The organism is Serratia rubidaea, from assembly GCF_016026735.1.
Classification (GTDB): domain Bacteria; phylum Pseudomonadota; class Gammaproteobacteria; order Enterobacterales; family Enterobacteriaceae; genus Serratia_B; species Serratia_B rubidaea.
In genome coordinates this window covers 2,776,569-2,801,045 of the sequence record NZ_CP065640.1, presented here as the reverse complement: position 1 = coordinate 2,801,045, position 24,477 = coordinate 2,776,569, and the positions used below count along the sequence as shown (strand labels likewise).

Here is a 24,477-nt window from a genome sequence, read left to right as displayed (position 1 = left end):
ATCCGCGGGAGCCACAAGATTAAGAATGAGAAGAGAGCGGCCGTGACCCTTTGTCGGCCGCGCTGCGGATCCACAGCCAGGAGCCGTTCAGCGCAATCAGGGTCAGAATGACGTACTCCAGCGCCATGGCGTATACGCCCTGGTAGGCAAAAATCGCCACGCTGATGACGTCAATCACCACCCAGAGCAGCCAGTTTTCCACATACTTGCGCGTCATCAGAATCATCGCCACGATCGACAGCACCATCATCGTCGAATCCCAGAACGGGAAAGCGTCCGGCTGCAGCGTCGGCGGCTCCACCGGCAGCCCCAGCGCCTGCATCACCGCCACCGCCGCCTGCGTCAGCCAGGCGAAGACGCGGTCGATGTTAAAGGTCATCAGCAGAATGCCCGCAACGCACGCCGCTCCCCAACCCAGCGCCTTCGGCAGCGGCATCCAGCGAATCTGCAGCTCGGCCTGGCGATCCGCCGTCTGGCGGCTCCAGGCATACCAGCCATAGATATTGGCGCCGAAGAAAAACAGCTGCAGCAGTAGGCTGGCGTACAGTTGGATCTGGAAAAAGATCACCGCGAACAGCGTCACGTTGATCAGGCCGAACAGATAGTTGATGATTTTTTCCTGGCTGGCGTACCAGATGCACAACAGGCCGAACAGCGTGCCTATCGCCTCAATCCAGGACAGATCGTAACCCCCCGCCCCCAGCGGGATATGCACCATGATGTTGCTGGTACTCAAAAAATTCATCGGGCCTTCCTTTTTCTCGGGTTAACTTAGGCGTTTCCTTTTACCTGCATCTTCAGCGTGGCGGCAAAATCCAGCATGCGGTTCAACGGCAGCAGCGCTTTTTCCCGCAGCGCGCCGTCGACAACAATTTCGTGCTGCGATCCGCCCTGCTCCAGCCCTTCGGCAATCGCCTTCAGGCCGTTCATCGCCATCCACGGACAGTGCGCGCAGCTGCGGCAGGTCGCCCCTTCGCCGGCGGTCGGCGCCTCAAACAGCTCTTTGTCCGGGCACGCCTGCTGCATCTTATAGAAGATGCCGCGGTCGGTGGCGACGATCAGCTGCCGCTGCGGTAAGTTTTGCGCCGCCTGAATCAGCTGGCTGGTGGAGCCGACCGCGTCGGCCAGATCGACCACCGCCTGCGGCGACTCCGGGTGCACCAGGATCGCCGCCTCAGGGTACAGCGCCTTCATCCGCATCAGCGCCTGGGTTTTAAACTCGTCATGGACGATACAGGCGCCCTGCCAGCACAAAACGTCGGCCCCGGTCTGCTTCTGCACGTAGCTGCCCAGATGGCGGTCCGGCGCCCAGATGATTTTCTCCCCCAGGCTGTCGAGATGTTCAATCAGCTCAACGGCAATGCTGGAGGTGACGACCCAGTCGGCGCGCGCTTTTACCGCCGCTGATGTATTAGCGTAGACCACCACGGTGCGATCCGGATGGCTATCGCAGAAGGCGTTGAACTCCGCCTCCGGACAGCCGAGGTCGAGTGAACATTCGGCATGCAGCGTCGGCATCAGCACCTGTTTTTCCGGGCTGAGTATTTTCGCCGTCTCGCCCATAAAGCGTACGCCGGCCACCAACAGGGTCGAGGCCGGGTGCTGACTGCCAAAACGCGCCATTTCCAAGGAGTCGGCAACGCAGCCGCCGGTCTCTTCCGCCAGCGCCTGTATCTCCGGGTCGGTATAATAGTGCGCAACCATCACCGCATCCCGCTGCTTCAGCAGCGTTTTAATTTTCTCACGGTAGAAGGCCTTTTCCGCCTGGTCGAGCGGTATCGGTTTGGCTGGGAACGGGTAGATTGCCGCATTGGCGTCAAACATTTCACTCATCACTGTCATCTCTGTGCTAGTCTGGAGAACCTGTTGCAGCCGCTGTCTACGGCTGTCCTGCCCCAATGTTTTATATACTAAACAAAATACCTAACCAGAAGACAAAAGTCGCTTTAAATTTGCTCTATAGACGATTTTTGTTTAACCGTTGAAACTTTGAGGGCGAATGAATATGAGTGGGGAACGGAAAAACGCCAGCCTGTCGCCGACGCTTCCCGTTTTTCTTGCCGCCGTTATTTTCTGCGACGCGACATCACCAGCTTGTCCTTCGGCCGCGCCTGCCAGTCCTCAACCTGATTATTAAAGTTGTCCGCCAGCAGGTAAGCCGGCGTTTTCGCCAGCCAGTCAGACAGGGAGATATCCTGATAGATGCCGTTATCCAACACGATCAGCACCTTCAGATCGTCGTCGCCGAGATTCTCAATGTAATGGCCGAAACCCTGCGGCACATAGCCGACGTCGGAAGGCGCATACTCCTCGGTCTGGACATGACCGTGCGAACTGAATACCGTCATGCGCCCCTTGCCGGAGATATAGTATTGCCATTCATTCGCGTTCGGGTGCCAGTGCAGTTCACGAACCGCGCCGGGCTTAACGATCTCGATAATACCGGTCATGGTGGTGGAGATAGGGAATTCTTTTGATGACACCAGATGCACGCTGCCGGCATCATTTTCAAAGAACGGTTTCTGTTTCATTAATTGATAGCGGTGCGTCAACGGGGAATTATTCAGGCCGCCGTCGTTTTTGGCTAACGGTAACGCCGGTGGCACCGCTCCCCCGACAATATAGGCTTCCCCCTGCTTGGCTTTGGAGAATATTGAGGCCGGCATATTAACGCTTTTTTCCAATATTTCTTTCGGCATATGCGCCACCCAGTCGGTAATACTGAATGTTCCGAATTCAGAGAAGTGGCCATTATCAAAAGCCAGAATAAAATGCGCGCCCTCCGCCAGCGCCTGAATGGAATGGCCATAGCCTTTCGGGAAATACCACACGTCACCGGGGCCAAAGTCCGCCACCTCGCATTTCCCTTCCGGATCGATAATGGTAATACGCGCCCGACCTTCCAACATAAAGGCCCACTCGGCGGCGATGGCGTGCCAGTGCAGCTCACGGACGCCGCCAGGCTCCAGCGTCATATCAACCCCGGCTACGCCTTCGGAGATCGGGAACTGTTCGACGGTGGCTTCCCGCGCCCAGCCGCTGGGCAGGCTGCGCTTTTTACTGTCGGTAAATTTGTATTTATACACGCCCCGCGCATCGGCGGGCGGCTGGTAGCTGCTGGGCGGCACAATATTGCGGTGATCATCGGCAACGGCGGACTTCACCATGCCCCCCACCATACCGGCCGCTGCCGCGCTGATGGCGGAGGCTTTCAACATATCACGACGCGATAACATATTATCTTTCTCCAAAGCAATGACGAGCGCCCGCAGAATCTCAGGCGCTGCGGCAATAAGGTCAGAAGTAAAATAAGGCGTGTCACGCAATAGAATTTTCGGCGACCATTAAAGCGTAGTAATGAATGGAGCGCTTACCGTCATTTGCTTTGTTTCTGTTTGTTAATAAGTAAGTGTGATTTTAATTATCTTATGCGCTTTAAAATAATCACTAATGGAAAATTATTTATCCAGCCGAGCAAATTAAATAAATCGTCAACGAAATTGAATTTTATCCGTTAATTATTTTATTTTTATTGCCAGAGAAGAAATTACGTGAATGATGTGACGGATAATAAAAACAGGAGCGCATAGCCGAAAACGCAGTCATGGGATATCCACCGGCGGGTTAACGTTGATGGTTGGGGAAGGTTAAAGGAGCGTCGCTAGCTTGCGCAGGATTGACTCGGCCTCCGACCTCGCCCTGCGGGCAACGCTGCGCGTTGTCGTCTCGCTTCGCTTATTACTCGTCTCATCCATGAGACTCGCCCTGCGGGCCAGCGCAAACGCTGTTCAAAATCGCTCCCGGCGATTTTGTCGAACCTGAACGCAGGTAACTCGTCTCTCCGAGACTCGCCCTTCGGGCCAGCGCAAGCGCTGTTCAAAAGCGTAAACGCTTTTGTCTCACCCGCACGACACGTGCGATCTGAAAAATTAAAGTATTAAATCACTATGGGAGTATTTCTATGAGATGGTGGGTCGTGCAGGATTGACTCGGCCTCCGGCCTCGCCCTACGGGCAACGCTACGCGTTGTCGTCTCGCTTCGCTCGGCTCGAACCTGAACGCAGCTTCTCACCTACACGACTCGTGCGTTATGCAATGACATTGCCGAGATATTTAAGATTAGGAATACTTTCTAGAAATGGTGGGTCGTGCAGGATTCGAACCTGCGACCAATTGATTAAAAGTCAACTGCTCTACCAACTGAGCTAACGACCCACTGATGTGGTGTACTGCTGAACGGCCTGAGATGTGATGCCGGTTTACTGCTTGCCCATTCTTTAAGAATGGTGGGTCGTGCAGGATTCGAACCTGCGACCAATTGATTAAAAGTCAACTGCTCTACCAACTGAGCTAACGACCCACTGACGTGGTGTACTGCTGAACGGCATGAAGCGTGGCGCCGGTTTACTGCTTGCCCATTCGTTAAGAATGGTGGGTCGTGCAGGATTACTCGGCTTACGCCTCGCCCTTCGGGCCATCACTGTGTGATGTTGTCTCACTGTCGTGAGACTCGAACCTTACGGTTCTCATCCTGTCCGATTCCACTTACTGCCAATTCTTTAGGAATTGGTGGGTCGTGCAGGATTCGAACCTGCGACCAATTGATTAAAAGTCAACTGCTCTACCAACTGAGCTAACGACCCGCAGTGGTGGGTGATGACGGGCTCGAACCGCCGACCCCCTCCGTGTAAAGGAGATGCTCTACCAACTGAGCTAATCACCCACTAATGTGGTTACTGCACTACTTCTTGGAAATTGGTGGGTCGTGCAGGATTCGAACCTGCGACCAATTGATTAAAAGTCAACTGCTCTACCAACTGAGCTAACGACCCAATTTCCCTGCTGCTTTAACATCTTGCGAGATGTCTGGGCAACGGCGGCATATATTACTGTTTTATCTCAGCAGCGCAACCTAAATTTTTACGCATCAGGTTCAACTGCTGGTTCTTCATGCGATCAAGCCCAAAAATCGGTCGTATCGACCAACTTCTGGGCTTGTTTTCTGCCAAATTAGCCGGCAATACGCTTTTGCGCCTGTTTGGCTGCGCTGCTGTTCGGGTACTGTTTAACCACCTGCTGGAACACGGCTTTGGCTTTATCAGCCTGCCCTTTTTCCTGCATGATGATACCGACCTTGTACATAGCGTCAGGCGCCTTTGGCGATTTCGGGTAATTTTTCACCACCACCGCAAAATAGTAAGCCGCATCGTCTTTCTTACCCTGGTTGTAGAACAACTGCCCCAGCCAGTAGTTGGCATTAGGCTGGTAGGTAGACTTGGGATACTGTTTTACGAAGCTCTGAAAGGCTGGGATCGCCTGATCGTACTGCTTTTTCTCCAGCGCCAGCGAAACAGCGGTGTTGTAATCGCTGTTTTCATCGCCCTTACTGGCAGGCGCTGCAGAAGAAGCCGCAGCGCTGCCAGCCCCCGCCGCAGCAGTCGCTGCCGGCGCAGAGGCGCTCTGGCCGCCGCCCTGTCCGAGGCTGTCTATCTGTTCATAGATTTGCTTTTGGCGCTCTACGACCTGATTGAGCTGATACTGACTTTCCTGGATTTGACCACGGAGCGAGTCGATATCACGCTGGTTGTCGGAGGCTTGCTGCTGGAGTTGGTTCAAGAGTTGGCTCTGAGCATTGGCAATACGCTCAAGCGTGGTGACACGGTCTTCGACCGAGCCGGAGCCGACATTACTGATTGGCGCTTGGGCAGTAGCGGCCCAAGGGGCCGCTACGCCAACCAGTAACGACAGACCCAACAGATGACGTCTGAAGTTACTGTTCATGCGATTCTCTTAGTAAACCAGAACGGCACGACGGTTTTTAGCGTAAGCCGCTTCGTCATGGCCCAGTACAGCTGGTTTCTCTTTACCGTAAGAAACGATAGAGATCTGGTCATCGGAAACGCCTTTACCCTGCAGGTACATTTTCACGGCGTTAGCACGACGCTCGCCCAGGGCGATGTTGTATTCCGGCGTACCGCGCTCATCCGCATGACCTTCTACGGTCACTTTGTAAGATGGGTTGTTACGCAGGAAAGTCGCGTGCGCATCCAGCATCTGAGCGAACTCAGAAGAGATGTCATACTTGTCCAGACCGAAGTAAACGATGTTGTTCTTCTGCAGTTCTTGCATCTGCAGACGCGCTTGCTCTTCGGAAGACAGGTTGCTGCTGCCGCTTTCCATACCGGTAGTGCCGTTTGCGCCCATACCAGACTGGTCGTTATCGGCGCTTTTGTTAGAACTACAAGCTGCTACAGCCAGAACTGGCAGTGCCAGCAGAAGCCCTTTCAGCACTTTGTTCAGTTGCATTTCTTTGATCCTTTTATAGTTTGCCATACATATTTACACATGCATCACAGATACGGCGACCAGGCAGGCGATTTTACCTGTCCATCAGTGGCCGGAAGACGCGCTTTGAAACGCCCATCGGTCGATACCAGCTGCAATACAGAGCCCATACCTTGCGTGGAGCTATAGATCACCATAGTGCCGTTTGGCGCGATACTTGGCGTTTCATCCAGGAACGTGTCCGTCAATACTTGAACGGCTCCCGATCCGAGATCTTGTTTGGCGATATGCTGCACACCGTTATTGGTGGTCACCATCACCAGGAATTTACCGTCGGCGCTGACTTCAGAATCCTGATTCTGAGCGCCTTCCCACGTCAGACGCTGCGCGGCACCGCCGCTGGCGCTCATTTTATAGATCTGCGGGCGACCGCCCTGGTCAGAGGTAAACGCCAACGACTGACCGTCCGGGAACCAGGCCGGCTCGGTATTGTTGCTGCGGCCGTTGGTCAGTTGGGTCATCTGCCCGGAATTCAGATCCATCACGTACAGGTTCAGGCTGCCGCTCTTCGACAGGGCGAATGCCAGTTTGCTGCCGTCCGGCGAGAACGCCGGCGCGCCGTTGTGGCGTGGGTAGGAGGCAATCTGACGCACCGCGCCGTTAGACAGCGTCTGCACCACCAGCGCGGAACGACCGCTCTCAAAGGTGACGTACGCCAGCTTGCTGCCGTCCGGCGACCAGCTTGGCGACATCAGCGGCTCCGGCGAACGGTGCACCACGAACTGGTTGTAGCCGTCATAGTCGGATACGCGCAGCTCATACGGGAATTTCCCGCCGTTGGTCTGCACCACGTAAGCAATACGCGTACGGAAGGCGCCCTTGATGCCGGTCAGCTTCTCAAACACTTCGTCGCTGGCGGTATGCGCGGAATAGCGCAGCCACTGCTTGGTCACTTTGTACTGGTTCTGCGCCAATACGGTGCCTGGCGCGCCAGAGGTGTCCACCAGCTGATAAGAGATCAGATAGCTGCCGTCCGCACCGGGCTGAACCTGGCCAACCACCACGGCATCAATGCCCAGCGCAGTCCAGGCCGCCGGCGTCACTTCAGACGCGGTGGTCGGCTGCTGCGGCATGCGCGCCGTGTCGATCGGGTTGAATTTACCGCTGTTGCGTAAATCCGCCGCAACCACCTTGCCAATATCTTCCGGCGGCGTGCCCGGCCCCGCCCACTTAAACGGCACCACGCCAATAGGTCGCGCGGAGTCGACCCCTTGGGTGATCTCAATGCGAACTTCCGCGTGCAACACGGAGGCCCACAGAATCAAAAAACCTAGCGCTACTCGAAATGCCTGCTTCATCTCATCTCCCTTATCCAGGCGGAATGCCTGCGATAAATTAGCAGAATTTTAACAAACCAACGCAAACAAAACTACATGATCCCTGTTGGTTACCTTAGTACATCCTTGCAAGATTACGCACGTACTCCACCGTTATTGCGGTTTGAATTCAAGGGTCGAATTCTTAAAGTGCTGGTAAACGGCGTCGCTCGGCGGTTTAGGAATACGCGCCTGGCGCGCTGCCGCAACCGCCGCCTGGCACAGCGCCGGATCGCCGCCGGCCGACTGCACGCTGATCAACAGACCATCGGGCGCCAGTTTGATGCGCAGATCGCAGGTCTTGCCGGCGTATGAGCTGGCGTCATAGAACTTGCTCTGAATCGCCGCCTGGATCTGTCCCATATAACCGCTGATATCCGCACCGCTGGCGCCGGCGGTTTTGGCATTGCCCTTACCGGCAGCCTTGCCTTCGCCCTGCTGCTTGCCGCTGCTCTTCGGCGCATTTTTGCCGTCCGCCAGCCCGCCGAACAGGTCTTCAACCTCAGACGACTGCTTGGCGGCTTCCGCAGCGGCCTTCTTCTTGGCTTCCGCCGCTTTCTTGGCGGCGGCTTTCTCGGCTGCAGCTTTCTCGGCCGCGGCCTTTTTCTGCGCTTCGGCGGCAGCTTTCTTCTCGGCTTCCGCCGCAGCTTTTGCCTCGGCCGCTTTCTTGGCCTCTTCCGCTTTTTTCTTCGCCGCAGCATCGGCAGCAGCCTGCTTCTTGGCTTCCGCTTCGGCTTTCTGCTTCGCGTCCGCCTGCGCCTTGGCTATCTTGTCCGCTTCGGCCTTCGCCTTGGCGGCGGCCTGCTCTGCGACTTTCTGCTGTTCTCTGGCCTTCGCCGCCGCGCTTTCCGCCGCTTTTTTCTGTTCGGCCTGCGCCGCTTTTTCTGCCGCCGCCTTCTCCTGCGCCGCCAGACGTTCCTGCTCCAGCGCCTTCAGGCGCTGCTGCTCCTCAGCCTGCTTCTGCTGCAGCTCTTCGGCCTGTTGCTCCGCCTTCTTCTGCCGCTGTTTCTCCGCACGCTGGGCGTCATTGCTCTGCTGTTGCTGCCGGTTGTACTGTTCCACCACCGCGCCCGGGTCCACCATCACGGCGCCGACCACGGCGCCATCGCCGCCGCCGCCGGCGCTCATTTCGGCGTTTTCGTGCAGCGATCCCCAAATCAACAGGGCAATCAATACAATGTGCAGAACGACCGAAACAATAACGGCGCGGTTCAGCTTATCGTTTTGCTCAGTTGCCTTTACCAAAATAGATTCCCAAAAACGGGCGCCTGGACCAGGCCCCTGTCCCGCAGGACAGAGACCGGGATGTCCATCGCCCTATGCTCAAATTGGCTGGGTCATCAACCCAACGGAAGCGACGCCCGCCTGATGCAGAATATTCAGCGCTTTGATAATCTCATCGTACGGCACGTCCTTCGCCCCACCGATCAAAAAGACGGTTTTCGGGTTGGCGGCCAGCCGCGATTTGGCCTCTGCCGCCACCTGTTCCGGCGGCAACAGCTCCATGCGGTCGTGATCGGCCACGATGGTATATTGCCCGACGCCCGAGACCTCAAGGATCACCGGCGGATTATCATCGCTGGACACCGTTTTGGAATCGGTCGCGTCCGGCAGATCGACCTCGACGCTCTGCGTGATGATCGGCGCCGTCGCCATAAAGATCAGCAACAGCACCAGCAACACGTCCAGCAGCGGAACGATATTGATTTCCGACTTCAGCTCCCGACGGTTACGGCCACGTACTCTCGCCATACAACCTCCTACTTATTTGCTGTCGCTGGAGAAGGCCTGACGATGCAGAATGGCGGTGAACTCTTCCATAAAGTTGTCGTAATTCTGCTCAAGCTTGTTCACGCGCTGGTTAAGCCGGTTGTAAGCCATAACGGCCGGAATGGCGGCAAACAGACCGATGGCGGTGGCGATCAGCGCTTCGGCGATCCCCGGCGCAACCATCTGCAAGGTTGCCTGCTTCACCGCACCCAACGCGATAAAGGCGTGCATAATCCCCCACACGGTGCCGAATAGGCCGATATATGGGCTGATGGAGCCGACGGTGCCGAGGAACGGGATATGGGTTTCCAGCGTTTCCAGTTCGCGGTTCATTGAAATGCGCATCGCACGCGACGCGCCGTCAATCACGGCTTCCGGCGCATGGTTATTGGCACGGTGCAGACGGGCGAACTCTTTAAAACCGGAGTAGAAAATTTGCTCCGAACCGGCCAGGCTGTCGCGGCGCGCCTGGCTTTCCTGGTACAGGCGGGACAGCTCAATGCCCGACCAGAATTTGTCTTCGAAGGCTTCGGCATCGCGCGTCGCCGCATTCAGGATGCGGGTGCGCTGGATGATGATTGCCCAAGAGGCCACTGAAAAGCATATCAGAATCAACATGATAAGCTTAACCAGCAGGCTCGCCTTCAAGAATAGATCAAGGATGTTCATGTCAGTCACTGCTTAAACTCCGCGACAATAGACTTAGGAAGCGCTCGTGGCTTCATTTGGTGTGGATCAATGCATGCAATCAACACATCGGCCTGACTCAGCAGCGCGCCGTCTGAATTGACTATGCGTTGGGCAAAGGTAAGAGAAGCCCCGCGCAGCTGGGTGATTTCACTCTGCACTTCCAGCTGCTCATCGAGCCGCGCCGGCAACAGGTAATCCACCGTCATACGCCGGACCACAAAAGCGACATGTTCGCTGAGCAGCTGCTGTTGATGAAAGTCATGTTGACGCAGCATTTCGGTGCGCGCTCTTTCAAAAAAAGCGACATAGCGGGCATGGTAAACCACGCCACTGGCGTCGGTATCCTCGTAGTAAACGCGTACCGGCCATCGAAATAACGTATTACTCACTCTACTTCCCAGCATGGCAATTTAACGCTGTTACTATACGCAAGTGAGATCGGGTTGGGAATGGGTTGCAAGGAGGGAACGAAAATAATTATGGGCCGCAAAGGCCCATAATCAAAGGAGTGACGGCAGTTTATAAAGAAACGTAAAGTAATCCTGCCACCAGGATAATCAGCGCCGGCAACGGCGCAAAAAACGCCCGCCAGCGCATGCGCTGAGGCCGGAAACCGACGCCGTGAACCATGCCGGCGCAGACGGCCCAAATCAGCAACAGCCCCTGCCAGATCTCCAGTGAACTGGTGCGCGCGGCAAAGCGCGTCGGGTCCCAGAACACGCAGCCGGCCAGCGCCAGCGCCAACACCAGGGAAAGGGCCCGCAGCGGGCCCTTGTCAGCGATGGCATACAGCTTATCGGTTAACGAACTCATTATTCACCGTTTTGCTGCGCTTTCGTTTTTTCGCTCTGCTCAAGCGCCAGCGCCGTAATGATGCCAAAAGCGCAGGCAAGAAGCGTGCCGAGAATCCAGGCAAAATACCACATGAGTTAGCTCCTTATCCTTAGTACAGCGAATGCTTGTTGTTTTCGATAAAGTTCTTATCGAGGCGACCGAACATTTTGTAGTACGACCAGCTGGTGTACGCCAGAACGATAGGCACGAAGATAATCGCCACTACGGTCATCACTTTCAGCGTCAGCAGGCTGGAGGTGGCATCCCACATGGTCAGACTCATGCTCGGGTTAGTGCTGGACGGCATCACAAACGGGAACATGGTCACGCCGGCGGTCAGGATCACGCAGGCAATGGTCAGCGATGAAGCGACAAACGCCAGCGCGCCCTTTTCCATCCGTGAGAACAGGATGGTAAACAGCGGCAGCACCACGCCCAGCGCCGGCAACGCCCACAGCAGCGGATAGTTGTTGAAGTTAATCAACCATGCGCCGGCCTGATGCGCCACTTCTTTACGCAGCGGGTTGGATTCCGCGGCGGTATTCAGCGCCGAGGTGATCACGTAGCCGTCGATGCCTTTCACCAGCCAGATGCCTGCCAACAGGAAGCACACCGCCATCACCAGCGCGGAGATCTGCGCCGCCGTGCGGGAGCGCAGATGAATTTCACCGGTAGTGCGCATCTGCAGGTAGGTAGCGCCCTGGGCAATCAGCATCGTCAGGCTGACCACGCCCGCCAACAGGCCGAACGGGTTCAACAGCTGGAAGAAGTTGCCGGTGTAGAACAGACGCAGGTACTCATCGATGTGGAACGGCACGCCCTGCAGCAGGTTGCCGAACGCCACGCCGAACACCAGCGCAGGCACAAAGGAGCCGACAAAGATGCCCCAGTCCCACATGTTGCGCCAGCGCGTGCTTTCCAGCTTGGAGCGGTAGTCGAAACCGACCGGGCGGAAGAACAACGCCGCCAGCACCAGGATCATCGCCACGTAGAAACCGGAAAACGCTGCGGCGTACACCATCGGCCAGGCGGCAAACAGCGCGCCGCCGGCGGTGATCAGCCACACCTGGTTGCCGTCCCAGTGCGGGGCGATGGAGTTGATCATCACGCGGCGTTCGGTATCGGTTTTCCCGATCAAACGCACCAGGATGCCGACGCCCATATCGAAGCCATCGGTGACGGCGAAACCGATCAGCAGTACGCCAACCAGCACCCACCAGATAAATCGCAGTACTTCATACTCAAACATACGTGGACTCCTGTTTAGCGCGCCTGCTGCACGGAGGCAGTCGGTTGTTCAAAGTGGTAGCGGCCGGTTTTCAGGCTGCTTGGCCCCAGACGTGCAAACTTGAACATCAGGTACATTTCAGCCACCAGGAACAGGGTGTACAAGCCGCAGATCAGCCCCATGGAGAACAGCAGGTCGCCGACGGTCAGGGAAGAGTTCGCCACCGCGGTCGGCAGCACTTCACCGATAGCCCACGGCTGACGGCCGTACTCCGCCACAAACCAGCCCGCCTCTACCGCAATCCATGGCAGAGGAATGCCGTACAGCGCCGCACGCAGCAGCCATTTTTTCTGGCCGATGCGGCCACGCACCACGCTCAGGAAAGACAGGCCGATGATAGCCAACATCAACACGCCGCAGGCCACCATAATGCGGAACGCAAAGTACAGCGGCGCAACGCGCGGAATAGAGTCTTTGGTCGCCTGCGCGATCTGCGCTTCCGTTGCGTCGGAGACGTTCGGGGTATAACGCTTCAGCAGCAGACCGTAGCCCAGATCCTGCTTGGTTTTGTTAAATTCGGCGCGGACGCCCGGGTCGGTATTGCCGGCGCGCAGCTCTTCCAGCAGCTGGTAGGCTTTCATCCCGTTGCGGATACGCACTTCATGCTGCGCCATCAGATCTTTCAGGCCGGTGACCTGGGTATCGACGGAACGCGTGGCAATCAGGCCCAGTGCATACGGGATCTGGATGGAGAAGGCGTTTTCCTGCTTGTCCTGATTCGGAATGCCGAACAGCGTAAAGGCGGCCGGCGCAGGCTGCGTTTCCCACTCGGCTTCGATGGCGGCCAGCTTGGTTTTCTGCACGTCGCCCATCTCATAGCCGGACTCATCGCCCAGTACGATAACGGACAGCACCGCCGCCATACCGAAGCTGGCGGCGATGGCGAAGGAACGCTTGGCGAACGCCACGTCACGCCCTTTCAGCAGATAGTAGGCGCTGATGCCCAGCACAAACATGGCGCCGGTGGTGTAGCCGGCGGCAACGGTGTGGACGAACTTCACCTGCGCAACCGGGTTCAGCACCAGCTCCGAGAAGCTGACCATCTCCATACGCATGGTTTCGAAGTTGAAGTCCGAAGCGATAGGGTTCTGCATCCAGCCGTTGGCGACCAGGATCCACAGCGCGGACAGGTTGGAGCCCAGAGCGACGAACCAGGTGACCGCCATGTGCTGCACCTTGCCCAGCCGATCCCAGCCGAAGAAGAACAGGCCGACCAGCGTGGATTCAAGGAAGAACGCCATCAGACCTTCGATAGCCAGAGGGGCCCCGAAGATATCGCCGACGTAGTGGGAGAAATATGACCAGTTGGTCCCGAACTGGAACTCCATGGTCAAACCGGTGGCCACCCCCAGGGCAAAGTTAATTGCGAATAACTTGCCCCAGAATTTGGTCATATCTTTATAGATTTGTTTGCCAGACAGGACATATACCGTTTCCATAATTGCCAGCAGAAACGCCATGCCAAGCGTTAATGGGACAAATAGGAAGTGGTACATCGCCGTTAAAGCAAACTGTAAGCGCGACAGTTCGACAATATCAAACATCTTGACTCCTTGCTCCTCGCAGGAAGACTCCGAATTGCGGCTATTGCTATTACGCCCGATGACGCAGCAGACAATAACGCCCCGCAGTGAATGCCATAAAAAACAACAATTTCGATCCCATGGTTGCGCTTTCAACCGCATGCTGAAAACCGACGATGGGGAACAAATACAACAAGATCAAAGATTCATGGTGACAGTATGATGATACTCGCCCAAACCCACACAATAAATAGGTTTTTGCGTGATGTGGGTTGGACTTTTGGCCACAGGTCAAAAGCTAGCCAAAATGAGTACGCCCCTTTAATTTGATCTGGAACAATTTAAGCCTATCTGAGCTTTATTTCCAGATTCATCACACGATTTCGCATATTTTTCTTGGGGGTATGTTACGCAATGGTTTAATTGTTTTTTATTGATATTTTTGTGTTAAATAAATGTAACCCCAAAAGAGGGTTATTGTATTTTTGGCTATTATATTGCGATTTATATTAACCTTTTATTTCCATTAAAAGTGTAGCAGTGCGTTCCACTCTCCATTGCCCTTTGGCTAATTAATCATAGACTAAATTGAGACATTGATCGCAGATTCTGCGCTTTTTCCGCTTTGCCAATAAAAAAGGCCGCCCAGAAGGCGGCCAAACATGTCGAGATCTTATAATGCGGTGGCAGATTAGCGATTCAGAACCGCTTTCACTGCGTCGCCGATGTCCGCCAGGCTGCGCACGGTTTTCACACCGGCAGCTTCCAGCGCGGCAAATTTCTCGTCCGCGGTGCCTTTACCACCGGCGATGATCGCGCCGGCGTGGCCCATACGCTTGCCTTTTGGCGCGGTAACGCCGGCAATGTAGCCCACCACAGGCTTGGTCACATGATCCTTGATGTACGCGGCCGCTTCTTCTTCCGCGCTGCCGCCGATTTCGCCGATCATCACGATCGCTTCAGTCTGCGGATCTTCCTGGAACATTTTCAGGATGTCGATAAAGTTGGAGCCTGGAATCGGGTCGCCGCCGATACCTACGCAGGTAGACTGGCCCAGACCGGCATCGGTAGTCTGTTTTACCGCTTCATAGGTCAGGGTGCCGGAGCGGGAAACGATGCCCACTTTGCCTGGCAGGTGGATATGGCCCGGCATGATGCCGATTTTGCATTCGCCTGGGGTGATCACGCCCGGGCAGTTCGGCCCGATCATGCGCACGCCGGCTTCGTCCAGCTTCACTTTCACCGTCAGCATATCCAGCGTCGGGATGCCTTCGGTGATAGTGATGATCAGCTTGATGCCCGCGTCGATCGCTTCCAGGATGGAATCTTTACAGAACGGCGCCGGTACGTAGATGACGGACGCGGTCGCGCCGGTGGTTTCTACCGCTTCGCGCACGGTGTTGAACACCGGCAGGCCCAGATGCGTGGTGCCGCCCTTGCCCGGGGTTACGCCGCCAACCATGTTGGTGCCGTAAGCGATAGCCTGTTCAGAGTGGAAGGTCCCCTGGCTACCGGTGAAGCCCTGGCAGATTACTTTGGTGTTTTTATCGATTAAAATGGACATTATTTACCCTCCACTGCCGCAACAACTTGCTGAGCCGCATCAGTCAGGCTGGTCGCAGCAATGATATTCAGACCGCTGTCCGCCAGTTTCTTGGCGCCCAGTTCGGCATTGTTACCTTCCAGACGCACAACCACCGGGACGCTAACGCCCACTTCGGCCACTGCGCCAATGATACCGTCGGCGATCAGGTCGCAACGCACGATACCACCGAAAATGTTCACCAGAACCGCTTTCACCTTGTCGTCGGACAGGATGATTTTAAACGCTTCGGTCACGCGCTCTTTGGTTGCGCCGCCGCCCACGTCCAGGAAGTTGGCCGGTTCGCCGCCGTGCAGTTTGACGATGTCCATGGTGCCCATCGCCAGGCCTGCGCCGTTAACCATGCAGCCGATGTTGCCATCCAGCGCGACGTAGTTCAGTTCCCACTGCGCCGCACGTGATTCGCGCTCATCTTCCTGAGACAGATCCTGCATTTCACGCAGTTCCGGCTGACGGAACAGGGCATTGCCGTCGGCGCCCAGTTTGCCGTCCAGACACACCAGGTCGCCCTGCTTGGTGATTACCAGCGGGTTGATCTCAACCATCGCCAGGTCGCGTTCCAGGAACAGCGTTGCCAGACCCATGAAGATTTTGGCGAACTGGCTGACCTGCTTGCCGCTCAGGCCCAGTTTGAACGCCAGCTCACGGCCCTGGTAAGGCTGCGGGCCCGCCAGCGGATCGATGGTGGTTTTGTGGATCAGTTCCGGCGTTTCTTCCGCCACTTTCTCGATTTCCACGCCGCCTTCGGTAGACGCCATGAACACGATGCGACGGGTGCCGCGGTCAACCACCGCGCCCAGGTACAGCTCTTTATCGATATCGGTAGCGGCTTCAACCAGGATCTGGTGAACCGGCTGGCCCTGCGCGTCAGTTTGGTAGGTCACCAGACGCTTGCCCAGCCAGGCTTCAGCGAAAGCGCGGATATCTTCTTTGCTGTTTACCACTTTAACGCCGCCGGCTTTGCCGCGGCCGCCAGCATGAACCTGACATTTAACTACCCACGGACCGGCGCCGATTTTGGACGCGGCTTCTTCTGCTTCACGCGGTGTAGTACAGGCGTAACCGGTTGGTGCCGGCATACCATACCGAGCAAACAACTGTTTTGCCTGATATTCGTGTAAATTCATGATGTTCTATCCATTCAAGTCTGAAATTTCAGCCGGGTCACGGACGCAAAAGCGCGCGTGACGGAACGGCCACATAGCACAGAATGTGGGCGCGGCGTACCGCGCCCAAGCAGGGTTTACTACACGTCCAGCAGCAGACGAGCCGGATCTTCCAGCATCTCTTTCACCGTCACCAGGTAACCGACAGACTCTTTGCCGTCGATCAGGCGGTGGTCATAAGAAAGCGCCAGATACATCATTGGCTGAATCACAACCTGGCCGTTGACCGCCATCGGACGATCCTTGATGGCGTGCATGCCCAGAATGGCGCTCTGCGGCGGGTTGATGATCGGCGTAGACATCAGAGAACCGAAGACGCCGCCGTTGGTGATGGTGAAGTTACCGCCGGTCAGCTCTTCCACTTTCAATTTGCCGTCACGGCCTTTGACCGCCAGCTCTTTGATTTTCTTCTCGATTTCAGCCATAGACATGGTGTCTACGTCGCGCAGAACCGGGGTCACCAGGCCACGAGGCGTGGATACCGCGATGCTGACGTCGAAGTAGTTGTGGTACACCACATCGTCGCCGTCGATTGACGCATTCACTTCCGGGTAACGCTTCAGCGCTTCTACTACCGCTTTGATGTAGAAGGACATGAAGCCCAGACGCACGCCGTGACGTTTTTCGAACGCTTCGCCGTACTGCTTGCGCAGGTCCATAATCGGCTGCATGTTGATTTCGTTGAAGGTCGTCAACATGGCGGTGCTATTCTTCGCTTCCAGCAGACGCTCGGCCACGCGCTTGCGCAGACGGGTCATCGGCACGCGTTTTTCAGAACGTGCGCTCAGCGCCGGCTGAGGTGCGGCTTCTGCAGCCGGAGCCGCTTTCTTGCCACCGTTCGCCAGGTGGGCTTCCACGTCTTCACGCGTGATACGGCCGCCGACGCCGCTGCCTTTAATGGCGCTGGCGTCCAGGTCGTGCTCGGCAATCAGGCGACGAATCGCCGGGCTGAGCGCATCGTTGCTTTCTTCTGCCGCAGCGGCAGGCGCCGCCTGTGCTGCCGGCGCAGCTTCCGCTGCTTTAGCAGGTTCCGCAGCCGGCTTGTCGCCGCTGGCGCCCGGGCGGATACGGCCCAGGATCTGGCGAGAAAGCACGGTGGCGCCTTCATCTTCCACGATGGCGTCAAGCACGCCCGCTTCACTGGCCGGAACTTCCAGCACCACCTTATCGGTTTCGATTTCCACCAGAACTTCGTCACGCTCAACGCTGTCGCCCGGTTTTTTATGCCAGGTCGCTACCGTCGCATCGGCAACCGATTCAGGAAGGTCAGGAACCAGAATATCTACGCTACTCATTTAGCTTTCCCTTAAATTTTTAATCAATATTCAGCGCATCATTAACCAGAGCCTGCTGCTGCTTCTGGTGTACGGACATATAACCCACTGCCGGAGAAGCAGAGGCCGGACGTCCGGCGTAACGTAAAGAGGCTCCGAACGGAATCACTTCACGGAAATTGTGTTGGCTGCAGTACCAGGCGCCCTGGTTCAGCGGCTCTTCCTGACACCAGACGAAGTCATGGACGTGCGCATACTGCTCCAGCACCGCCTGCACCGCCTGGTGCGGGAACGGATACAGCTGCTCGATACGTACAATGGCGACGTCTTTCTGGTCGTTTTTGCGACGCTGTTCCAGCAGGTCGTAGTACACCTTGCCGGAGCACAGCACCACGCGTTTCACCGCCTTCGGATCCAGCTCGTCGATCTCGCCGATCGCCGGCTGGAAGCTGCCGTTCGCCAGTTCGTCCAGCGAAGAGACCGCCAGCGGGTGACGCAGCAGAGACTTCGGCGACATCACCACCAGCGGACGGCGCATACCGCGCAGCGCCTGACGACGCAGCATGTGGTAAACCTGAGCCGGCGTGGACGGGATGCAGACCTGCATATTCTGTTCTGCGCACAGCTGCAGATAACGCTCCAGACGCGCGGAGGAGTGCTCTGGGCCCTGGCCTTCATAGCCGTGCGGCAGCAGCATCACCAGGCCGCACATACGGCCCCATTTCTGCTCGCCGGAGCTGATGAACTGGTCAATCACCACCTGAGCGCCGTTGGCGAAGTCGCCGAACTGCGCTTCCCAGATGGTCAGGGTGCGCGGTTCCGCCGTGGCGTAGCCGTATTCGAACGCCAGCACCGCCTCTTCAGACAGTACGGAGTCCCAGACCTTGAACTCGCCCTGCCCGGCGTGCACGTTAGCCAGCGGCACGTAGGAAGTACCGTCTTTCTGGTTGTGCACCACCGCGTGGCGGTGGAAGAAGGTGCCGCGGCCGGCATCTTCGCCGGACAGACGGATTGGAATACCTTCGTCAACCATCGTCGCGTAGGCCAGCGTTTCCGCCGCGCCCCAGTCAAACGGCTTGTTGCCCGCCGCCATCTCGGCGCGGTCGGCGTAGATTTTCGCCACGCGTGACTGCATCTCAACCGACTCCGGCGCGCTGCTGATGCGCTTGGCCAGATCCTGCAGACGCTTGGTTTCCACCTTGTTTGGGTACTCTTCATCCCACTCGTGGTTCAGGTACGGCGACCAGGTGAAGGAGTGCAGGTTCATCGGACGCCACTCTTCCACCACGCACTCGCCGCGGTCCAGCGCATCGCGATACAGATTGACCATTTCCGTGGCATCTTCCAGCGTCGCGACTTTCTCTTCGGTCAGCACATCGGCGTAGATTTTACGCGGCGTCGGGTGCTTCTTGATCTTCTGATACATCAGCGGCTGGGTTGCGCTTGGCTCATCGGCTTCGTTGTGCCCATGACGACGATAGCAAACCAGATCGATCATGACGTCGCGTTTAAAGGTGTTACGGAAATCCAACGCCAGACGGGTAACAAACGCCACCGCTTCCGGATCGTCAGCATTAACGTGGAAAATCGGCGACTGCACCATCTTGGCGATATCGGTACAGTATTGGGTGGAACGCGCATCCAGCGGATTGGAGGTGGTGAAACCAATCTGGTTGTTGATGACGATGCGCACCGTGCCGCCCACTTCGTAGCCGCGCGCCTGAGACATGTTCAGGGTTTCCTGCACCACGCCCTGGCCGGTAATGGCGGCGTCGCCGTGGATGGTGATCGGCAGCACCATGTTGCTGCGCGCTTCATCCAGACGGTCGCGACGGGCGCGTACGGAGCCCATAACCACCGGGCTGACGATCTCCAGGTGCGACGGGTTAAACGCCAGCGCCAGGTGAACCATGCCGCCTTCGGTTTCCACGTCGGACGAGAAGCCCTGGTGGTATTTCACGTCGCCGGTGCCGAGGTGTTCTTTATGTTTGCCGGCAAACTCGTCGAACAGGTCGGCAGGCTTTTTACCCAGCACGTTGATCAGCACGTTCAGGCGGCCGCGGTGGGCCATGCCCAGCACGACTTCGCGCGTGCCGTTCTTGCCTGCGTGACGCACCATCTCTTTGAGCATCGGCACCAGCGCGTCCCCGCCTTCAAGGGAGAAGCGCTTCGCCCCCGGGAACTTGGCGCCCAGGTAACGCTCCAGGCCTTCTGCCGCGGTCAGCTCGTTCAGGAAGCGACGTTTCTCATCGCTGCTGAAGCTGGCATGGCCAACCACCGATTCGATACGCTGCTGAATCCAGCGTTTTTCTTCGGTATTGGTGATATGCATGTATTCTGCGCCGATAGAGCCGCAGTAGGTCTGCTTCAGCGCTTCATACAGGTCCGCCAGCTTCATGGTGTCTTTGCCAATGGCGAAAGAACCCACGTTGAAGGTTTCCTGGAAGTCGGCTTCGGTCAGGTTGTGATAAGCAGGATCGAGGTCAGGTACTGCGTCCTGCTTCCACAGGCCAAGCGGGTCAAGGTTGGCATGCTGATGCCCGCGGAAGCGGAAGGCGTTGATCAGCTGCAGGACCTTCACCTGTTTGGCATCGGTGTCCGGATCGTTGATGCTGCCGTTGTAACGCGCAGAATCCTTCGCCAGACGGCGGAAGTATTCACGAGTTTGGGAGTGAAGTTGATCGGGTTTAACACCCGCGGTGGGGAGCTGTTGGAAAATGGAACGCCAGCTATCTTCGACAGAGCCCGGATCGGTTAGGTAGTCTTCATAGAGCTGCTCTATGTAAGACTGGTTCGCGCCCGCCAGATAGGAGGAATCCAGCCAGGCCTTCATTGCGCCGTTCTGCATTATGATCCCTTAAGCTTTAAAGCTTCAGTTTTCGCCGTGGTTAACATAATTACCGTGATTAAAACGGTTTGCCGTAAAACGGTTCACTCGACGTATCTCCCTTCGCCATACCGCAGCGAGGGGGTATTTACGTTCTGTTTGGACCTTGCGGTCCCTTACAAGGAACCTCTAAAAACCGGCGGGAGGAACCTGACTGCATGCTGCCGCAGTCACGGGTCAGTTTTTAGAGGCTTCCTGCCAATATGCGCCGGGCCAACGGCTCCGGCGCGATATCACAAGCTGTTACGCGCTGCGTTGCAGCAGCATCGACTTGATATGCCCGATAGCGCGGGTCGGGTTCAAGCCTTTAGGGCATACACTGACACAATTCATGATGCTATGGCAGCGGAAAACACTGAAAGCGTCGTCCAGATCGTCTAAACGTTCTGCCGTTTCGGTGTCGCGGCTGTCGATCAGGAAACGATATGCCGCCAGCAGGCCGGCCGGGCCGATGAATTTGTCCGGGTTCCACCAGAACGACGGGCAAGAGGTCGAGCAGCAGGCGCACAGAATGCACTCGTACAGACCGTCCAGCTTGGCGCGTTCGTCCGGCGACTGCAGGTGCTCGCGCGCCGGCGGATTTTTACCGTCGTTAAGCAGATAAGGCCGGATCTTTTCATACTGGGTATAGAACTGCCCCATGTCCACCACCAGATCGCGCACCACCGGCAGGCCCGGCAGCGGACGAATGACGATTTTGCCGTTGCCTTTGCGCAGCGACGAAATCGGGGTGATGCAGGCCAGGCCGTTTTTACCGTTCATGTTCAGACCGTCGGAACCGCACACGCCTTCACGGCATGAGCGACGGAACGACAGCGTCGGATCCTTCTCTTTCAGTTGGATCAACGCGTCCAGCAACATCATATCGCGACCTTCTTCCGCTTCAAGCGTGTAGTCCTGCATGTGCGGAGCGTCGTCGACATCCGGGTTATAGCGATATATTGAGAATTCGAGTTTCATCCATCGATCTCCGCGAATTAGTAAGAACGCACTTTCGGCGGGAATGCCGGGCGCAGTTTCGGTTGCATGTTCACTTCACGACGCGCCATGCTTTCCGATTGCGGCAGATACAGCGAGTGGCACAGCCAGTTGGCGTCATCACGTTCCGGGTAGTCGAAGCGGCTGTGTGCGCCACGGCTCTCGGTACGGAAGTTGGCCGACACGGCGGTGGAATACGCGGTCTCCATCAGGTTGTCCAGTTCCAGGCATTCGATGCGCTGGGTGTTGAACTCGCGGGAGGTATCGTCCAGGCGTGCGTTCTTCAAACGTTCACGAATAACTTTCAGCTCTTCCAGGCCCTTCGCCATCGCATCACCTTCGCGGAACACCGAGAAGTTGTGTTGCATACAGGCTTGCAGCGCCTTGCGAATTTCTACCGGATCTTCGCCGGAGCGGGTGTTGTTCCAGCGGTTCAGGCGATCCAGCGACGCTTCCACGTCGGATTCGCTGGCGTCGCGGCTTGCGCCCTGCTCTGCCAGAGACTCCTGCAGATGCAGGCCGGCGGAACGGCCGAACACCACCAGGTCAAGCAGCGAGTTGCCGCCCAGGCGGTTGGCGCCGTGCACCGATACGCAGGCGATTTCTCCGACGGCGAACAGGCCCGGAATCACGACGTCTTCGCCTTTCTCGTTGACGGTCAGCGCCTGACCGCTCACTTTGGTCGGAATGCCGCCCATCATATAGTGACAGGTCGGGATAACCGGGATCGGCTCTTTCACCGGATCGACGTGCGCAAAGGTGCGCGACAATTCCAGAATGCCCGGCAGGCGGGATTCCAGCACGTCTTTGCCCAGGTGGTCCAGCTTCAGCTTGGCGTGCGGGCCCCATGGACCGTCGCAGCCGCGGCCTTCGCGGATTTCAATCATGATCGAGCGCGCAACCACGTCGCGGCCCGCCAGATCTTTGGCGTTCGGCGCATAACGCTCCATAAAGCGCTCGCCGTGTTTATTCAGCAGGTAACCGCCTTCGCCGCGGCAGCCTTCGGTCACCAGAACCCCGGCGCCGGCGATGCCGGTCGGGTGGAACTGCCACATTTCCATATCCTGCACCGGTACGCCGGCGCGAATCGCCATGCCGACGCCGTCACCGGTATTAATGTGGGCGTTGGTGGTGGACTGGTAAATACGGCCTGCGCCGCCGGTGGCCAGAATGGTCGCCTTGGCTTTGAAGTACACCACTTCGCCGGTTTCGATGCAGATGGCGGTGGTGCCGACCACGGCGCCGTCCTGGTTCTTCACCAGATCCAGCGCGTACCACTCGGAGAAGATGGTGGTGTGGTTTCTCAGGTTCTGCTGGTACAGCGTGTGCAGCAGGGCATGGCCGGTACGGTCAGCCGCCGCCGCGGTGCGCGCCGCCTGCTCGCCGCCGAACTCTTTCGACTGGCCGCCGAACGGACGCTGATAAATGCGGCCGTCGTCCAGACGTGAGAACGGCAGGCCCATGTGCTCCAGCTCCAGAATCGCTTCCGGGCCGGTTTTACACATATACTCGATAGCGTCCTGGTCGCCGATATAGTCGGAACCCTTGACGGTATCGTACATATGCCATTCCCAGTTATCTTCGTGGCTGTTGCCCAGCGCGACGGTGATGCCGCCCTGTGCGGACACGGTATGGGAACGGGTCGGGAATACTTTGGACAGCAGGGCGCAGGTTGAGCCCGACTGGGAAATTTGCAGCGCCGCGCGCATACCTGCGCCGCCCGCACCGATAACAACTGCATCAAACTCTCTGACTGGCAGTTTCATTTTTTACGCACCCCACACTACGATTGTTCCGTACAGTAAATAGACCAGCAACAGGACGACCACCGCCAGTTGCAGCACCAGGCGTAACGCCAACGGCTTGATATAATCCGTCAGCACCTGCCACAGACCGATCCAGGCGTGCGCCAGAATCGACAGCAAGGTCAACACGGTGAAGACTTTCGTAATTGAGGTGGCGAAGAAGCCGCGCCAGATTTCATAGGTGATGTCCGGAGCCGTGACGACAAAGCCCAGGATATAGAGGACATACAGGGTGATGACGATAGCGGAAGCACGCAGTAACAACCAGTCGTGTACGCCGCTGCGCCCTAATGCGGAAGCATTGTTTACCATACGAGGACTCCAGCCAGAATTGACAGCACAACGGTCAGAACGAACGCCACCTGGGCAGAACGCTGACCAGCCGCTAAACTCTCTTCGATATAGCCAAAATCCATTAACAAGTGACGAATGCCACCGCAAATGTGATAGGCCAGCGCAGTGAGGATCCCCCAGAATATGAACTTGACGAAGAAGCTATTCATGATGGCGGCAGCCTGCAGGAATCCCTCTTGGGAAGAGAGAGACGTGCCCAGCAGCCAGAGGAGAATACCCACGGCAACGAAGGTAATTACGCCAGAGACTCGGTGTAAGATGGACGCTATCGCAGTTACAGGGAACCGGATCGTTTGCAGATCCAGGTTGACAGGTCTTTGTTTTTTCACGGTTTTGCCCACACAGCTCTTATTATTTTCCTTCCTCCGGGCCTGGGTGGGGATCAGACAGCGTTAAGAGCCAAAAACCCTTACACGTCACGCGCTCAAACATCGACATCCTCTGTGCTTAAACGGCGCATTGTTATAACGCTGGGTGCTCCTACTTCAGGGTAATCCGGAGACCTGGCGGCAGTATAGGAGGATCACATTCTGATTACAATTCCCATACAATCCCTTTGGGGACATTTCCCCCGAACAGTGATTTAGATCACGATTTTCACATTTAGTACAAAATTAATTATCTGATTTGACAAGAGATCAACA

The 24,477-nt window shown here is 56.8% G+C and carries 22 protein-coding genes, 5 tRNA genes and 2 other RNA genes; all 29 read right to left on the bottom strand.

Annotated elements, in window-relative coordinates; all coding sequences use genetic code 11:
* Positions 1–19 precede the first annotated feature (19 nt).
* The 29 genes from pnuC to sdhC all read right to left on the bottom strand — a co-directional run bounded on the left by pnuC (position 20) and on the right by sdhC (position 24,174).
* Positions 20–745, bottom strand: coding sequence for a nicotinamide riboside transporter PnuC (gene pnuC, locus I6G83_RS13100; protein ID WP_054307086.1), 726 nt, complete (start codon positions 743–745; stop codon positions 20–22).
* A gap of 26 nt (positions 746–771) precedes the next feature.
* Positions 772–1,833 (bottom strand): quinolinate synthase NadA, encoded by a 1,062-nt coding sequence (gene nadA, locus I6G83_RS13095; RefSeq protein ID WP_054307087.1) that lies wholly within the window; start codon positions 1,831–1,833, stop codon positions 772–774.
* A gap of 233 nt (positions 1,834–2,066) precedes the next feature.
* A complete protein-coding gene (locus I6G83_RS13090; RefSeq protein ID WP_054307088.1) occupies positions 2,067–3,236 on the bottom strand; it encodes a cupin domain-containing protein in 1,170 nt (389 codons plus the stop codon).
* Between the two features lie 731 nt (positions 3,237–3,967).
* A non-coding RNA gene (locus tag I6G83_RS13085) (RtT sRNA) lies at positions 3,968–4,092 on the bottom strand.
* Between the two features lie 47 nt (positions 4,093–4,139).
* A tRNA-Lys gene (locus I6G83_RS13080) sits at positions 4,140–4,215 on the bottom strand.
* A gap of 69 nt (positions 4,216–4,284) precedes the next feature.
* Positions 4,285–4,360, bottom strand: a tRNA-Lys gene (locus I6G83_RS13075).
* A gap of 69 nt (positions 4,361–4,429) precedes the next feature.
* Positions 4,430–4,550: non-coding RNA, RtT sRNA (locus I6G83_RS13070), on the bottom strand.
* 17 nt (positions 4,551–4,567) lie between these two features.
* Positions 4,568–4,643, bottom strand: a tRNA-Lys gene (locus I6G83_RS13065).
* Positions 4,644–4,647: 4 nt separating this feature from the next.
* A tRNA-Val gene (locus I6G83_RS13060) sits at positions 4,648–4,723 on the bottom strand.
* A gap of 33 nt (positions 4,724–4,756) precedes the next feature.
* Positions 4,757–4,832 (bottom strand) — tRNA-Lys (locus tag I6G83_RS13055).
* A 178-nt stretch (positions 4,833–5,010) separates the two neighbouring features.
* Positions 5,011–5,781: a cell division protein CpoB gene (gene cpoB, locus I6G83_RS13050; RefSeq protein ID WP_054305989.1), complete on the bottom strand. Its 771-nt coding sequence runs from the start codon at positions 5,779–5,781 to the stop codon at positions 5,011–5,013.
* 9 nt (positions 5,782–5,790) lie between these two features.
* Complete coding sequence (pal, locus tag I6G83_RS13045) at positions 5,791–6,306, bottom strand: peptidoglycan-associated lipoprotein Pal (protein WP_015671369.1); 516 nt, start codon at positions 6,304–6,306, stop codon at positions 5,791–5,793.
* A gap of 44 nt (positions 6,307–6,350) precedes the next feature.
* A complete protein-coding gene (gene tolB, locus I6G83_RS13040) occupies positions 6,351–7,643 on the bottom strand; it encodes a Tol-Pal system beta propeller repeat protein TolB (protein WP_015671368.1) in 1,293 nt (430 codons plus the stop codon).
* Positions 7,644–7,775: 132 nt separating this feature from the next.
* A complete protein-coding gene (gene tolA / locus I6G83_RS13035) occupies positions 7,776–8,906 on the bottom strand; it encodes a cell envelope integrity protein TolA (protein ID WP_015671367.1) in 1,131 nt (376 codons plus the stop codon).
* Positions 8,907–8,984: 78 nt separating this feature from the next.
* Positions 8,985–9,413, bottom strand: a complete 429-nt coding sequence (tolR, locus tag I6G83_RS13030; protein WP_015671366.1) for a colicin uptake protein TolR — start codon at positions 9,411–9,413, stop codon at positions 8,985–8,987.
* 12 nt (positions 9,414–9,425) lie between these two features.
* A complete protein-coding gene (gene tolQ, locus I6G83_RS13025) occupies positions 9,426–10,109 on the bottom strand; it encodes a Tol-Pal system protein TolQ (protein WP_015671365.1) in 684 nt (227 codons plus the stop codon).
* The gene (ybgC, locus tag I6G83_RS13020; protein ID WP_041412013.1) at positions 10,106–10,510 is read right to left on the bottom strand and encodes a tol-pal system-associated acyl-CoA thioesterase; all 405 of its coding nucleotides are present in this window, start codon (positions 10,508–10,510) and stop codon (positions 10,106–10,108) included. Before ybgC ends, tolQ begins: the two co-directional genes overlap by 4 nt.
* A gap of 130 nt (positions 10,511–10,640) precedes the next feature.
* Complete coding sequence (gene ybgE, locus I6G83_RS13015) at positions 10,641–10,937, bottom strand: cyd operon protein YbgE (protein ID WP_099050046.1); 297 nt, start codon at positions 10,935–10,937, stop codon at positions 10,641–10,643.
* Positions 10,934–11,047 (bottom strand): cytochrome bd-I oxidase subunit CydX, encoded by a 114-nt coding sequence (gene cydX, locus I6G83_RS13010; protein ID WP_015671362.1) that lies wholly within the window; start codon positions 11,045–11,047, stop codon positions 10,934–10,936. Before cydX ends, ybgE begins: the two co-directional genes overlap by 4 nt.
* A 17-nt stretch (positions 11,048–11,064) precedes the next feature.
* Positions 11,065–12,204: a cytochrome d ubiquinol oxidase subunit II gene (gene cydB, locus I6G83_RS13005; RefSeq protein WP_054305988.1), complete on the bottom strand. Its 1,140-nt coding sequence runs from the start codon at positions 12,202–12,204 to the stop codon at positions 11,065–11,067.
* 14 nt (positions 12,205–12,218) lie between these two features.
* On the bottom strand, positions 12,219–13,787 hold the full coding sequence (gene cydA, locus I6G83_RS13000; protein WP_015671360.1) for a cytochrome ubiquinol oxidase subunit I: 1,569 nt from the start codon (positions 13,785–13,787) through the stop codon (positions 12,219–12,221).
* 670 nt (positions 13,788–14,457) lie between these two features.
* Positions 14,458–15,330, bottom strand: coding sequence for a succinate--CoA ligase subunit alpha (sucD, locus tag I6G83_RS12995; RefSeq protein WP_015671359.1), 873 nt, complete (start codon positions 15,328–15,330; stop codon positions 14,458–14,460).
* Positions 15,330–16,496, bottom strand: a complete 1,167-nt coding sequence (gene sucC, locus I6G83_RS12990; protein WP_054305987.1) for an ADP-forming succinate--CoA ligase subunit beta — start codon at positions 16,494–16,496, stop codon at positions 15,330–15,332. Before sucC ends, sucD begins: the two co-directional genes overlap by 1 nt.
* 119 nt (positions 16,497–16,615) lie before the next feature.
* Positions 16,616–17,830: a 2-oxoglutarate dehydrogenase complex dihydrolipoyllysine-residue succinyltransferase gene (gene odhB / locus I6G83_RS12985; RefSeq protein ID WP_015671357.1), complete on the bottom strand. Its 1,215-nt coding sequence runs from the start codon at positions 17,828–17,830 to the stop codon at positions 16,616–16,618.
* A gap of 19 nt (positions 17,831–17,849) precedes the next feature.
* Positions 17,850–20,657 carry a 2-oxoglutarate dehydrogenase E1 component gene (gene sucA, locus I6G83_RS12980; RefSeq protein WP_054305986.1) on the bottom strand — a complete coding sequence of 936 codons (2,808 nt, stop codon included), beginning with the start codon at positions 20,655–20,657 and terminating at the stop codon, positions 17,850–17,852.
* A 282-nt stretch (positions 20,658–20,939) separates the two neighbouring features.
* The gene (locus I6G83_RS12975; protein WP_015671355.1) at positions 20,940–21,656 is read right to left on the bottom strand and encodes a succinate dehydrogenase iron-sulfur subunit; all 717 of its coding nucleotides are present in this window, start codon (positions 21,654–21,656) and stop codon (positions 20,940–20,942) included.
* A gap of 17 nt (positions 21,657–21,673) precedes the next feature.
* Positions 21,674–23,440 carry a succinate dehydrogenase flavoprotein subunit gene (gene sdhA / locus I6G83_RS12970; protein ID WP_054305985.1) on the bottom strand — a complete coding sequence of 589 codons (1,767 nt, stop codon included), beginning with the start codon at positions 23,438–23,440 and terminating at the stop codon, positions 21,674–21,676.
* 3 nt (positions 23,441–23,443) lie between these two features.
* Positions 23,444–23,791, bottom strand: a complete 348-nt coding sequence (sdhD, locus tag I6G83_RS12965; RefSeq protein ID WP_015671353.1) for a succinate dehydrogenase membrane anchor subunit — start codon at positions 23,789–23,791, stop codon at positions 23,444–23,446.
* Positions 23,785–24,174 (bottom strand): succinate dehydrogenase cytochrome b556 subunit, encoded by a 390-nt coding sequence (gene sdhC, locus I6G83_RS12960; RefSeq protein ID WP_054305984.1) that lies wholly within the window; start codon positions 24,172–24,174, stop codon positions 23,785–23,787. Before sdhC ends, sdhD begins: the two co-directional genes overlap by 7 nt.
* Between the last annotated feature and the right edge of the window lie 303 nt (positions 24,175–24,477).

Coding starts and splice junctions, on each gene's coding strand:
- tolR (WP_015671366.1), bottom strand. CDS start 9,413: ATGGCGAGAGTACGTGGCCGTAACCGTCGGGAGCTGAAGTCGGAAATC.
- sucA (WP_054305986.1), bottom strand. CDS start 20,657: ATGCAGAACGGCGCAATGAAGGCCTGGCTGGATTCCTCCTATCTGGCG.
- cydA (WP_015671360.1), bottom strand. CDS start 13,787: ATGTTTGATATTGTCGAACTGTCGCGCTTACAGTTTGCTTTAACGGCG.
- pnuC (WP_054307086.1), bottom strand. CDS start 745: ATGAATTTTTTGAGTACCAGCAACATCATGGTGCATATCCCGCTGGGG.
- sucC (WP_054305987.1), bottom strand. CDS start 16,496: ATGAATTTACACGAATATCAGGCAAAACAGTTGTTTGCTCGGTATGGT.
- cydB (WP_054305988.1), bottom strand. CDS start 12,204: ATGTTTGAGTATGAAGTACTGCGATTTATCTGGTGGGTGCTGGTTGGC.
- sdhA (WP_054305985.1), bottom strand. CDS start 23,440: ATGAAACTGCCAGTCAGAGAGTTTGATGCAGTTGTTATCGGTGCGGGC.
- tolB (WP_015671368.1), bottom strand. CDS start 7,643: ATGAAGCAGGCATTTCGAGTAGCGCTAGGTTTTTTGATTCTGTGGGCC.
- I6G83_RS13090 (WP_054307088.1), bottom strand. CDS start 3,236: ATGTTATCGCGTCGTGATATGTTGAAAGCCTCCGCCATCAGCGCGGCA.
- nadA (WP_054307087.1), bottom strand. CDS start 1,833: ATGAGTGAAATGTTTGACGCCAATGCGGCAATCTACCCGTTCCCAGCC.
- cpoB (WP_054305989.1), bottom strand. CDS start 5,781: ATGAACAGTAACTTCAGACGTCATCTGTTGGGTCTGTCGTTACTGGTT.
- sdhD (WP_015671353.1), bottom strand. CDS start 23,791: ATGGTAAACAATGCTTCCGCATTAGGGCGCAGCGGCGTACACGACTGG.
- sucD (WP_015671359.1), bottom strand. CDS start 15,330: ATGTCCATTTTAATCGATAAAAACACCAAAGTAATCTGCCAGGGCTTC.
- pal (WP_015671369.1), bottom strand. CDS start 6,306: ATGCAACTGAACAAAGTGCTGAAAGGGCTTCTGCTGGCACTGCCAGTT.
- I6G83_RS12975 (WP_015671355.1), bottom strand. CDS start 21,656: ATGAAACTCGAATTCTCAATATATCGCTATAACCCGGATGTCGACGAC.
- cydX (WP_015671362.1), bottom strand. CDS start 11,047: ATGTGGTATTTTGCCTGGATTCTCGGCACGCTTCTTGCCTGCGCTTTT.
- odhB (WP_015671357.1), bottom strand. CDS start 17,830: ATGAGTAGCGTAGATATTCTGGTTCCTGACCTTCCTGAATCGGTTGCC.